Below are 11,927 nucleotides of genomic sequence, written 5' to 3'. Positions count from 1 at the left end.
GGGTCGCGTTCTTCACGCGGCCCTAGTCGTAGCTGGGAGAGGGGTGTGCGGTCGCTTGCGACCGCGCGGCCCGATGGGCCACATCGCCCCTCTCCCTACCTTCGCTAGGCGGCCAGGGCCCCATCAAAGTAAACTTTGATGGGGACCCGAAGCCGCCAAGCTTCGGTACCCTCTCCCCATACGGGGAGAGGGTGAATGTTTAACCCTTCAATACCGCCAACAACGTCTCGCCCAGCTCGCTCGGGGAGGCCGAAACCCGGATCCCCGCCGCTTCCATCGCCGCGATCTTGCTCTCGGCGTCGCCCTTGCCTCCGCTTACTATAGCACCGGCATGGCCCATGCGGCGTCCCGGGGGTGCCGTGCGGCCCGCGATGAAGCCGGCCATCGGCTTGCTGCGGCCGCGTTTTGCCTCGTCGATCAGGAATTGCGCGGCCTGCTCCTCGGCGTCGCCGCCGATTTCGCCAATCATGATGATCGCCTTGGTCGCCTCGTCCGCGAGGAACAGTTCGAGCACGTCGATGAAGTTGGTCCCGTTGACCGGATCGCCACCAATACCGACTGCCGTCGTCTGGCCAAGGCCAGCGTTCGAGGTCTGGAACACCGCTTCATAGGTGAGCGTGCCCGAGCGCGAGACAACGCCGACCGAACCGACCTTGAAGATGCTGCCGGGCATGATCCCGATCTTGCACTGGTTGGGGGTGAGCACGCCGGGGCAGTTCGGCCCGATCAGGCGCGACTTGCTGCCCGACAAAGCGCGCTTGACCTTGACCATGTCGAGCACCGGGATGCCTTCGGTGATGCACACGATCAGCGGCACGTTCGCGTCGATCGCCTCGAGGATCGAATCGGCGGCGAAGGGTGGCGGGACGTACACGACCGATGCGGTCGCGCCGGTGGCGTGCACGGCTTCTGCCACCGTGTTGTAGTTCGGCAGGCCGAGGTGCGTCGTGCCGCCTTTGCCAGGGGTCACGCCCGCAACCATCTGCGTCCCGTAATCGAGCGCGGCCTGGGTGTGGAAGCTGCCGGTATTGCCGGTCATCCCTTGCGTGATGACCTTGGTGTGCTTGTCGACGAGGATGCTCATCTATTTTCCATTCCTACCACCCCGGCGGAGGCCGGGGCCCAGTTGGGAAACGTTCAAGGTTGCGCGATACGATCGTACAGGTCGTCCCAATCCGGGTTGAGCCCTTCGATTTCTCGCAACTTCCAGGCGCGCTTCCATCCTTTCATCTGCAGCTCGCGCTGCCGGGCGGCTTCCCAGCTGCCAACCAACTCGTACCAAACGAGCAGTTTGCAGCCATACTTCTTCGTGAACCCTTCGACGACGCCGTTGCGATGTTCCCAAACGCGCTTCGGTAGATTCACCGCCGAGCCGAGATACAAGGTACCGTTTCTCGCGCTCGCCATGATGTAAACGTGGGCCTGATCTTCCATCGCAGCGGCCCGCTACTGGGCCCCGGCCTTCGCCGGGGTGGTTTAATATGTTTACGCCAACGAGCCGTCGATCGCCTTGCACGCCACCAGCAGTTCCTTCACCGCATCGACCGACACGGCGAGGTTCGCCTTGGCTTCATCATCGAGCGCGATTTCGACGATCTGTTCGACACCGCCCGCACCAATCACCACCGGCACGCCGACATAGAGATTATCCAAGCCGTATTGACCGCTGACATGCGCCGCGGCGGGCAGGACGCGCTTCTGGTCGTAGAGATAGGCCTCGGCCATCGCGATGCCGCTGGTGGCGGGGGCGTAATAGGCCGAGCCGGTCTTGAGCAAAGCGACGATCTCGCCGCCGCCGCTGCGGGTGCGCGCTACGATCGCATCGATCTTTTCCTGCGTCGAGCGGCCCATCTTGATCAGATCGGGGATCGGAATGCCCGAGACGGTCGAATAGGAAATCACCGGGACCATCGTGTCGCCATGCCCGCCGAGCACGAAGCTCGTCACGTCCTTGACCGACACTGCAAATTCCTCGGCGAGGAAATGGCTGAAGCGCGACGAATCGAGCACGCCGGCCATGCCGACGACCATGTGATGCGGGAGGCCGGAGAATTCACGCAGCGCCCACACCATCGCATCGAGCGGGTTGGTGATGCAGATGACGAACGCATTCGGCGCGTGGGTCTTGATGCCCTCACCCACGGCCTTCATCACCTTGAGGTTGATGCCGAGCAGATCGTCGCGGCTCATGCCGGGCTTGCGCGCGACCCCGGCGGTGACGATGATCACGTCGGCCCCGGCGATGTCATTGTAATCGTTGGAGCCGGTGATCTTGGCGTCGAAGCCCTCGACCGGCGAGCACTGGCTGAGATCGAGCGCCTTGCCCTGCGGAATGCCCTCGGCCACGTCGAACAGGACGATGTCGCCAAGGCCCTTGAGCGCCGCGAGATGGGCGAGCGTGCCGCCAATGTTACCGGCACCGATCAGCGCGATCTTCTTGCGAGCCATGAGCACTCCTTGCGTAGCGTGAGCGCGCAGACGAGCGCGCGAGACGCGACGGCGCTTAGGCGCTTCGCTTCTGTGGCGCAACCGCTAAAGGCGCCGGGTTAACATCTTGAATTGCACATCATTCGCAAGAGCAATAAGCGGCTCTGCTTGGCGCGGGGATCGGTTTGATGGGATGGTCGGGGTGCCCCATACACCCGATTTTAAGAACAAGCTGCGATTGCCGCATTATGGCAGGGGGCAACAAGGGCACGATCGCTGCGATCGATCTGACGCGCTTCCTGTGCGCCCTGATGGTCCTCGCGCATCATTATGCCGCGATGTTCGCGCTCAGACCGGATACGTTTCTGCATCTGGCGGGCCCCGACGTGACGCTGGCGCGCGACTGGGCCTGGTGGAGTTGGCCGGGTTGGGTGGGTGTCGAACTGTTCTTCGTGATCTCGGGATACGTGATCGCAATGTCGGCGGCGAACAGCCGCCCGCGCGCTTTTCTGAAGCGCCGGTTGCTGCGGCTGGCCCCGGTCGCCTGGATCTGTAGCAGCCTGACCGCAGTGGTATTGGCAACGACGGCGGTATGGCCGATCCACGAAGTCGCGGTGCGGTGGCTGACCTCGCTGCTGTTCTGGCCCAGCCAGCCACAGATTGACGGATCGTACTGGTCGCTGGGGCTTGAAGTGAATTTCTATCTGCTGATCGCGCTTCAACTCGGCTGGCGCGGCGGTGGCGCGCGCGCGGTCGAGCGAACCGGCATAATGCTGGCGATCGTCGGCGCGGTCTATTGGCTGCTGCGGATCGACGGGCTTCTGCCGCCGTCGGACCGTACCGTCGACTTGCTGTTGCTCCCTTATGGCGGGTTCTTCGCGACGGGGATCGCGCTGTCGGGGCTGCACGCGAGCGGCTGGACAAAGCTGCGCGGGTCGATGCTGTTGCTCGGGCTGGCGAGCAGCACCGCGGAGATTCTCTCGCAATCCGAATTCTTTACGCGCGGCCTCGGACTATCGCCGCAACCGTGGCTGCCGCTCTCCATCTTCGCGGTCGGCGTCGCGGCAATCGGGGCGGCCGGATGGCTGCAGGCACCGTTGACGCGCGTCTTTGGGATCCGGCTGATCGCCTTTGCCGGGCTGATGACCTATCCGCTCTACCTGATCCATCATTACATGGGCGCCGTGCTGATCGTCGCGCTGCTCCGGCGCGGGGTCGAGGACCATGTCGCGATGGTCTCGGCCGCGGCGGTGATGCTGGTGCTCGCCGGGGCGATCACCGGGCTAGCGGAACGGCCGGCGCGGCGAGCGCTTGACCGCTTGATCAGCCGCCGTGTTGCGGGGCACGACGGGCCCCCTGGGACACCTCTTCCGACGAGCTGACCACCTTCCCGATCAGCCAAGGATCTCGCCCCAAGCAACGCGATGTTCGGTGATCGCGACGTCCTACGCCTCGCCGTGGCCCATCGCCAGATAGTCTTCGGAGCGCATTTCCTCGAGCCGACTGATTGTGCGTTCGAATTCGAAGCGGCCATCGCCGGCTTCGTAAAGCGCGGCGGGTTGCGCGTCGGCGGCGGCGAGCAGCTTGACCTTATGTTCGTACAGCGCGTCGATCAGCGCGACAAAGCGCGCGGCTTCGTTGCGCATGTCGGGGCCGAGCCTGGGCACGCCGACCAGAATGACGGTGTGGAAGCGCCGCGCGATGGCGAGGTAATCGGCGGCCCCGCGCGCCTCTCCGCACAAGCGTTTGAAGCTGAACACCGCAACGCCCTTCAGCGATTTGGGCACATGGAGCGAGCGCCCCTGCACCACGATATCCTCGCTCGGCACGTGCGCGCGGTCCTCGGGCGGGTAATCGGTCAGGCGGAAGAAATCGCCCGACAGCATGGCGGTCGCCTCCGCGCCGTTGGGGACGAGCCAGGTATCGACCGCACCGAGCCGATCGCGGCGATAATCGGTCGGGCCGTTGAGCGCGACCACGTCCATCTTCGCTTCGATCAGCGCGATGAACGGCAGGAAATGCTCGCGATTGAGGCCGTTTTTGTAGAGATCGGCGGGCGGGCGGTTGGAGGTCGTGACGACCGTCACGCCCTCGACCAGCAACTGCGTGAACAGCCGCGACAGGATCATCGCATCGGGGCTGTTGGTGACCATCATCTCGTCGAAAGCGAGCAGCCGCGTTTCCTCGGCGATCGCCTTGGCCAGCGGCGGGATCGGGTCGCCGAGTTCCTTCGCGCGCTCGGCGGCGAGGCGTTGGTGCACTTCGAGCATGAATTCGCCGAAATGGACGCGGCGTTTCAGCGGAATGGCGAGGCAGCTGAAGAACAAGTCCATCAGCATCGACTTGCCGCGCCCGACCCCGCCCCACAGATACACGCCGCGCGGGGGCTCGGGCTTGCGCCCCAACGCGCGCCACAGGATCGACCCGCGCTTGGGAGTCGCTTCGAGCGCGGTCGCGAGATCGGCGAGCCGCTGCGCGGCGCCGGCCTGTTCGGGATCGGCGCGGAGTTCGCCAGCGGTGATGAGCCGGTTGTAGGCGGCGAGGATGCTAGTCATGCCGCAAACTCCGTTCGTGCTGAGCTTGTCGAAGCACTGCCCTCCCCTCGCACGGTCACTCGGGTGGAGGGCAGCCCTTCGACAGGCTCAGGGCGAACGGGGAAATACCTGTCGATCATACCAAAGCGGGCGGCGTCGATTTCCGCAGCGTGCCCGTAAAACTCGCGATCGTCGGCACGCCTTCCTGCACGATCAGCCCGCGCAGAAACAGCATCCGCTGGGTTTCGCGCAGCAATTCGACATGCGCTTCAAGCGGCACGCCGATCGCGCCGCCGCCGATGAACTGCGCCGACAAATCGAGCGTCACCGCGCCGCCGGCCTGCAACACGCCGAAACCGCGCGCGGCGGCGAACAGCGCCACGTCCATAAAGCCGAGCAGTGCCCCGCCATGCACATCGCCGCGCATATTCGAATGTTGATGCTGCGGCAGCATCCGCACGCGTGCGATGCTGCCCTCCAGCTTCACCGCCAGTGGCTCGATAAAGCTGTTAAACCGCGTCGGATCGCGAAACTGCCAGCGTTTCCACCCCGGCAAATCGGGATCGTCGTCATAGGTGAAGGGGGAAGACGAAGTGTCGGGCAAGACCGGCTTTCACGGATGAAGTTCATCCGCTCTTACCGGCATGACCAAACGGCACAATGGCTATTGTCGCGTTGGCCCCTGGCGGATCGCCGTCCGCCTTGCGAATGCGGCGATCCGGGATCGCGTCGAGGCTATTTCTTCTGCGTCCAAGTTATCTGAGCTGTCGCGCCCTGATACACGACGCCTACAGTAACCGTTAAGCAGCAAATCCTGCGGGCCGCTTCCTGAGCGGTCTGGGTGATCTCGCCCAGCGGTCGGCCCGAAACATCGCCGGGCAGCGCCCGCAATATATTTGCCTGGATAGCGCGCGTTTCATCCGAGGTGACGGGTTTCCCATCCTTTTCGAAGGTGATTGACCGTAACCATCCGTCGCGCGGCCGATCGGGAAAGGTGGGAAAGGTGGGCAAGGTGGGCGTAATGATCGGCGGAATCAGCCCACCCGTTTTCGGTGGAATCCTAGCCTCTTGTGCGCTGATCGGCGTAACCAGACAGCACATTGCACCCAATGCGGCGATCCTCGCCAGTCGATCGAAGGTCATCTTGACTCTCCCCCACGCGGCGCCTGATCGAGGCTCGATCCTCATCGCTCGCATCCGCAGCAGGCAATGGATAGCGTCGTGTGGCCAATTGCCAGCCGATCAACATCCGTCATGGATGATCGCGTGCGCGGACCAGCTTTTGAAGCGAGTTTTTGAGGCGCAACACGCCGCTCCGGGTCACCGCCGAAACGGATCAGACAATCCGCTCGACTTCCATCTTCTTGATCTCCGCGATCGCCTTGGCCGGGTTGAGACCCTTGGGGCAGACGTTGGCGCAGTTCATGATCGTGTGGCAGCGATACAGCCGGAACGGATCCTCAAGCTCGTCGAGCCGCTCGCCGGTCATCTCGTCGCGGCTGTCGGCGAGCCAGCGATAGGCTTGCAACAGGATCGCCGGGCCGAGGAACTTGTCCGAATTCCACCAATAGCTCGGGCAGGCGGTCGAGCAGCACGCGCACAGGATGCATTCGTACAGGCCGTCGAGCTTTTCGCGGTCAGCGGGCGACTGCAGCCGTTCCTTGCCCGCGGGCGGCGGGGTGACCGTCTGGAGCCACGGCTTGATCGAGCTGTATTGCGCGTAGAAGTGCGTGAAATCGGGGACGAGGTCCTTGATCACTTCCATATGCGGCAAGGGGGTGATGCGGATATCGCCCTTCACATCCTCGATTGCCGTCGTGCAAGCGAGGCCGTTCTTGCCGTCGATGTTCATCGAACACGATCCGCAAATCCCCTCGCGGCACGAGCGGCGGAAGGTGAGCGAGGAATCTTGTTCCGACTTCATCTTGATCAGCGCGTCGAGCACCATCGGGCCGCAATCGTCGAGATCGACCTGAAACGTGTCGTAATGCGGGTTGGCGCCCGAATCGGGATCGTAGCGATAGATTTTGAAATTCTTGACGTGTTTGGCCTCGGGCGCGGCTTTGTGCGTCTTGCCGGTCGGCTTGATCTTGCTGTTCGCGGGGAGAGAGAATTCAGCCATCGCTTGCTTCGCGCTTTCGAGCTCTGAGGGCGGCACACCGCCGGACGTGAGATAGGCCGTACACAAGCGCGGGGCGGCTCGCAAACCCTCAGCGCGTGTTTTCCCCGCAAGCGCGATTGCGTGGCGTGACACATTCCCGCACCTGACCTGAATGCGGCACCGAAGAACATCGCGCAGACAGCGCTGATCGACGGCGACGCCGGCGTCTCGATCTGATGCACGAGAGCGGTGCCGGACACGACCCCGGCACCGCCCTGACGCTATGCCTCGGTTACTGCCTCGCGTCCGCCCCAATCGAGCCCGCGCGTGAGGTACATCACCGCCGCCAGCGCCGCGAAGAGCAGCAGCGAGCCGATCAGCAGCGACAGATCCTCAAGGCTGAGCAGCACATAGAGCACGCCGTAGAGCGCGGTGAGCAGCCCCGCGATCAGCCCGCCGCGCCGCCAGCTGCGCAACACCGCCGAGGAATACGCGGTGAGCAAGGCGATGATCGCGCCGCCCGCGACGCAGTATGCGAGGCTGAACCCGATCACTTCGGCGAACGCCAGCAGCATCACGAAGAACAGCACCAGCCCGGCACCCACGAGGCCATATTCGATCGGCGAGACCTTCACCCCGCCGATCAGATCGAACAGCAGCAGCGCCATGAAGGTGAAGCCGATGAACAGGAAACCGTATTTCACGCTGCGATTGACCTGTGCGTAAAGATCGACCGGGGTGACGAGATCGACGCGCGCTTCGGCGCTGCTACTTTGCAGGCCGCGCCCCTCGACCACCGCTTGCGCCGTGGCTTCGGGACGCTCGTCGGTCGAGATCAGCGTGCGACCGAGCGCGAGATTGCCGACGCGCCACGTCGCTTTGAAGCCGTTGGCGGCGACCGTGCGCTCCGAGGGGAGGAAGCCGCCCTGGAAACTGGGATTGGCCCAGCTTGAGACAACCGTCCAGCGCGTGTCGCCACCCTGCGGCAACAGCGCGATCGATCCGTTGCCGCGCACCGCATAGTCGAAGGTTACGCGCAGCGGCTTGGCACCGAGCGCGCGGGCGTCGAGCGCGGTGAAGAAGCCCGAGCCGCCGGTCTCACTCGGCCCCTTGCCCGGTTGCAGTTCGAGCGCGGTGCCGTCGGCGGCAACGACGGGCGGCGCGCCGAACAGCCCGCGCGCGTCGGATATGCCAAAGCGCAGTTCGGCGCGGTCGAGCGCGAGCGCAGCCCGCGTCGTGCCCCAGCGCGACAGATCGGCGGGGAGCACGAAACGCGCCGCGCCTTTGTTGCGCGCCGCATAGACCACCGCTTCGTAGATCGAGCGTTTGCGCACATCGGGTTTTACGTCGGAGCGGATATCGGCCGTGTCGGGCGACAGCGTCAGTTCGTGCCACGCGGTGGTGGTCTTGACGGTCTGCTTGCCGTTCTCGGTCACCGTCTCGTTGCTGGTCGCGGCATAGGGGATGACCAGCACCGGCCCGGAGATCGACTGCGGCCCACCCCATCCTTCGGCGATCGACCGCTGCGCGGTCTGCGACTGGTTCTGGCGGTCGTACACCAGCAGATAGACGGTGAAGAGCGGGATCGCGAGGAATGTCGCGATCAGCAGCGCGAACAGCAATTTGATGCCGGGTGTGCGCGGTGGACGGGGTTCGGACATGGTCGGGCCTCCCTGATGGTGGAGGCTGTTCTTTTAAGCAGGCGCGTCCGGCGCGGCCAAAGGGGGTTGGGTGGATACGCAGTGCAGAGCGGGTGCAGGTCTCCTTATCTCCCCTCCCGCTCGCGGGAGGGGCTGAGGGTGGGTCGGCTCGTTGTCGAACGCCGTCCGTGACCCACACCGACCCACCCCCGGCCCCTCCCGCTTGCGGGAGGGGATATCTATCAAATCACATCGAGCACCAGCCCCAGCGCGCGCGCTTCTTCCGCCTCGATATACCAATTCGACGGTGCCTTTTCCCGCAAATCCTCGAAAGCGACGCGGCTATCCTTCACGATATCGCGGAAACCCTCTTCCTCGATCAGGATCGAATGTTCGACCTCGTGCAAGGCGGCCTTGATCGACGCGATGACCATCCGCAGCGGGCCGTTGAGGTTGATTTGCTTCGAGATCGTCCGCTCATGGATCATCAGCCGCGTGTGCCGCGTCAGGAAGCGCCGACCGACCGGAAACGCCGCCATAAAGGTCGCGCCCGCCGAATAGACCGCGACCTTGCCCAGAAACAGCATCTCGCGCCCGTCATGATCCTCGAGCAAGCGGATGTCGTCGGCCATCGTCCGCGCCACTTCGGGATCGCCGCCGAGCGTCGTCAGCGCGATCACCAGCGTCCCCTCCGCCGGGCAGGCATCGAGCTGCTGGCGGAAGCTTGCATACATGCATTGATCGACCGGACCCGACAGGCGGATGTGCGGCTTGGCGAGCAACGGATAGCGGACAGCGTTCATGCGCGGCCAAACCGGCGAGACGCGGCGTTGTTCCGCTCAGCGTGCGTCCGATGACTGGCCGTCGAGCAAGCTGATCGCCGGACGTCCGACCGGTTTCGTCGCGGCAGGCGGCACGCGCTTGTCGAGCACGTCCAGCCAAGTCCCGGCGCGTGCGCCGATCGCAATTTGCGGCCCCGAGGGCACGAGGTCGCCGCGCGCCTCCCACGCCGCGATCAGCGCGCGCGCCTCGGCGTCGGCGGCGGCCAGCGGCTGGGCCTTGCGCAGCGCGGTGTTGATCAGCGCATCGCCGAAGAAGGTCCAGTCGCTATCGGCCTGACACCCGAACGACGTGCGGTCCGACGATGCGGCAGTGATGATGACGCCGTCATCGCTGGCGAGTGGGTCGACGAACACGCCCGAATAGCACGCGCTGATCATCACCAACCGCCGCTTGATGCCGAGCGTTTCGAGCATGTCGGCGAGGCGCACGGGCGACATCGCGCCAAACCCCTGATCGCCGTCATTGTAGAGGATGCCGAGCGGCGCGCCGTGGCTGGTGGTATAGAGGATCAGCACGTTCTCCTTTTTGTCCATCACTTCGGCCACGCGGGCAAGCGCAGCGGCGATGTTGCCCGGGCTGCCGCGCGGCAAGTCGCTCGGCGCGCGTCCGTCGGTTCCGGCGAGCACGATCGTCCGCCCCTCCGCACCATAACGCCGCGCGAGCACCCGGCCCGCCTCGCGCGCCTCGCGCCCGAACACCGCATCGCTGTCGAGTCCGACCGCGACGACATAGGCATCGATCACGCCCTTGCGCTGCGGCGCGACGCGGGCGAGCGCGCGGGCGAGGCGGCGATGCTCGGCCAGCTCGTTCTGCGGGGTGCGGTCGCGCTGGATTTCGATGCCGTTATTGGCCTGGACGACGGTGTCTTCGTCGCTGCGGCCGAGCGGCGGGGCGGGCTGGGTGTGGTGGGGGGGATCGTATTGGGCGAGAGCGGGGGCAACGAGAGCGGCAAGCGCAAAGGCGATAATACCCGGAACGATTCGCCGCATTCTTGTGCCCCTTAGAGATGGCATCATCCTGTGCGCTGTACGATCGGTGTCAAGCCAATGGGTGACAAGCCCCCTTTTGGGATATATTTTATACCATAAATACTCTATTGGTGCGGTCATGTTTGAATTCGATCCGGCCAAGAGCGCGGCAAACAAGGCCAAGCACGGCATCGATTTCGTGGAAGCGCAGGCGCTCTGGGACGACCAGCGCGTCCTCGAATTGGGTATTGTGATGTATGAGCGAGAAGAGAGACGCCTTTACGTCGGAGACATCGACGGATGCCGCTGGACGGCGGTCGTCACCCACCGCGACGGGCACATCCGAATCATCTCGGTCCGTCGTGCGCGAGCCCGTGAAGAAATGGCCTATGACGGCTGAAGAACTCGACCGGATGTTCGACGATGGCGAGGATATCGATCATCTGATCGACTGGGCGAGCGCGAAGCAACCCAATCTCGAACCGCAGCGGGTGAATGTCGATTTCCCGAAATGGATGGTCCAGCAGCTCGACCGACACGCCAACCACCGCGGCGTGACGCGACAGGCGCTGATCAAGATGTGGCTGGCGGATCGGCTGGAGGGGGCGGGTTAAGTTTAAAGGCTGCCGCCATCGGGCCAGTGAGACCAGTGCGTATTGCCGAGCTTAACCTTATAGAGACCCACGTTGCCGGACACGAGCACTTCCGCCAAGTCGACAAAGGTTTGCGATCGGTTCGGCAAGCACGCCGGATCGACAACGTCTGGATGGAGCCAGTCGTCCAGCATTAAAAGCTCGGTCATCGTATCAGTGAGATTGATGCGCCGCTCCTCGCTAGATGCCAGCACTGCATCGCGACGACACGCAGCCAGAGCACGCGACATTTCCGCGACCGACCAAGCCCCTTCCACGGTCCGCTCAACCCCCGCCGTCCGATAGTCTGCATCCGCCGGTAACGGGATCGCGCGGCCCCGAAGGGTCAAGGAACTCGCAGCTATATCAACCATTTCTTGCTCGTCCTGATCGATCCAACCGTCGTCCTCGATGGGAAAAAAGATTTCCTGCTGCCAGTCGCGGTTGTTCACGAGAAAGGCCTGATAAGCATCCTCGCTGACAAAATCGGACGCGCTTTTTCTGCAAATCACCGCGCTCCCGAACGTCGTCACACTCAAGTCAGGCACACCAGCGCGCGGAGAATAGCCGAATATTTCAAACGTCATTGCCCAGTCAATATCTGACCTAAATAGGGCGAGGCGCGACGCAGCCAGATATACATAGCCATTGTCTAGCATTGGGAACACGAACGCGCGGGCGCCCGCGTCCAAAACTTCCAGAATGCCGTCTCGCGACAGCATCCTGCTCAATAAACCCGCTTCTTCGGCTTGATATACTCCACATCATCGGTGAGCGTGTAA

The 11,927-nt window shown here is 63.9% G+C and carries 14 protein-coding genes; 3 read left to right on the top strand and 11 right to left on the bottom strand.

Features of this window, described 5'->3' with window-relative positions; genetic code table 11:
* Positions 1–199 precede the first annotated feature (199 nt).
* The 3 genes from sucD to mdh are packed head-to-tail and all read right to left on the bottom strand — an operon-like array spanning position 200 to position 2,448.
* On the bottom strand, positions 200–1,084 hold the full coding sequence (gene sucD / locus ABWP09_RS08300; protein ID WP_353204676.1) for a succinate--CoA ligase subunit alpha: 885 nt from the start codon (positions 1,082–1,084) through the stop codon (positions 200–202).
* A gap of 53 nt (positions 1,085–1,137) precedes the next feature.
* Positions 1,138–1,434: a GIY-YIG nuclease family protein gene (locus tag ABWP09_RS08295; RefSeq protein ID WP_353204675.1), complete on the bottom strand. Its 297-nt coding sequence runs from the start codon at positions 1,432–1,434 to the stop codon at positions 1,138–1,140.
* Between the two features lie 51 nt (positions 1,435–1,485).
* Entirely contained in the window at positions 1,486–2,448 is a 963-nt protein-coding gene (mdh, locus tag ABWP09_RS08290) for a malate dehydrogenase (protein WP_353204674.1), read from the bottom strand.
* A gap of 227 nt (positions 2,449–2,675) precedes the next feature.
* Between mdh and ABWP09_RS08285 the strand changes: the two genes are divergently transcribed.
* Positions 2,676–3,809 carry an acyltransferase family protein gene (locus ABWP09_RS08285; RefSeq protein WP_353204673.1) on the top strand — a complete coding sequence of 378 codons (1,134 nt, stop codon included), beginning with the start codon at positions 2,676–2,678 and terminating at the stop codon, positions 3,807–3,809.
* A 63-nt stretch (positions 3,810–3,872) separates the two neighbouring features.
* Here the strand turns inward: ABWP09_RS08285 and zapE are convergent, their stop codons facing one another.
* The 7 genes from zapE to ABWP09_RS08250 form a co-directional block, all read right to left on the bottom strand.
* Entirely contained in the window at positions 3,873–4,982 is a 1,110-nt protein-coding gene (zapE, locus tag ABWP09_RS08280) for a cell division protein ZapE (protein ID WP_353204672.1), read from the bottom strand.
* Positions 4,983–5,097: 115 nt separating this feature from the next.
* Positions 5,098–5,565 carry a PaaI family thioesterase gene (locus ABWP09_RS08275; protein ID WP_353204671.1) on the bottom strand — a complete coding sequence of 156 codons (468 nt, stop codon included), beginning with the start codon at positions 5,563–5,565 and terminating at the stop codon, positions 5,098–5,100.
* Positions 5,566–5,696: 131 nt separating this feature from the next.
* The gene (locus tag ABWP09_RS08270; protein WP_353204670.1) at positions 5,697–6,104 is read right to left on the bottom strand and encodes a hypothetical protein; all 408 of its coding nucleotides are present in this window, start codon (positions 6,102–6,104) and stop codon (positions 5,697–5,699) included.
* A 193-nt stretch (positions 6,105–6,297) separates the two neighbouring features.
* Complete coding sequence (locus ABWP09_RS08265) at positions 6,298–7,083, bottom strand: succinate dehydrogenase iron-sulfur subunit (protein WP_353204669.1); 786 nt, start codon at positions 7,081–7,083, stop codon at positions 6,298–6,300.
* A gap of 260 nt (positions 7,084–7,343) precedes the next feature.
* Entirely contained in the window at positions 7,344–8,723 is a 1,380-nt protein-coding gene (creD, locus tag ABWP09_RS08260; RefSeq protein WP_353204668.1) for a cell envelope integrity protein CreD, read from the bottom strand.
* Between the two features lie 221 nt (positions 8,724–8,944).
* Positions 8,945–9,505, bottom strand: coding sequence for an ATP-dependent Clp protease proteolytic subunit (locus ABWP09_RS08255; RefSeq protein WP_353204667.1), 561 nt, complete (start codon positions 9,503–9,505; stop codon positions 8,945–8,947).
* A 36-nt stretch (positions 9,506–9,541) separates the two neighbouring features.
* Complete coding sequence (locus tag ABWP09_RS08250; protein WP_353204666.1) at positions 9,542–10,534, bottom strand: C13 family peptidase; 993 nt, start codon at positions 10,532–10,534, stop codon at positions 9,542–9,544.
* 118 nt (positions 10,535–10,652) lie between these two features.
* Between ABWP09_RS08250 and ABWP09_RS08245 the strand changes: the two genes are divergently transcribed.
* Both ABWP09_RS08245 and brnA read left to right on the top strand, forming a co-directional pair.
* A complete protein-coding gene (locus ABWP09_RS08245) occupies positions 10,653–10,913 on the top strand; it encodes a BrnT family toxin (protein WP_353204665.1) in 261 nt (86 codons plus the stop codon).
* On the top strand, positions 10,903–11,127 hold the full coding sequence (gene brnA, locus ABWP09_RS08240) for a type II toxin-antitoxin system BrnA family antitoxin (RefSeq protein WP_353204664.1): 225 nt from the start codon (positions 10,903–10,905) through the stop codon (positions 11,125–11,127). Before ABWP09_RS08245 ends, brnA begins: the two co-directional genes overlap by 11 nt.
* 2 nt (positions 11,128–11,129) lie before the next feature.
* Here the strand turns inward: brnA and ABWP09_RS08235 are convergent, their stop codons facing one another.
* The gene (locus tag ABWP09_RS08235) at positions 11,130–11,867 is read right to left on the bottom strand and encodes a DUF7003 family protein (protein ID WP_502959779.1); all 738 of its coding nucleotides are present in this window, start codon (positions 11,865–11,867) and stop codon (positions 11,130–11,132) included.
* Positions 11,868–11,927 lie beyond the last annotated feature (60 nt).

It is taken from the genome of Sphingomonas sp. (assembly GCF_040398505.1).
GTDB lineage: Bacteria > Pseudomonadota > Alphaproteobacteria > Sphingomonadales > Sphingomonadaceae > Sphingomonas.
The sequence above is the reverse complement of the archived record's forward strand: the minus strand, read 5'-3'. Positions and strand labels throughout refer to the sequence as shown.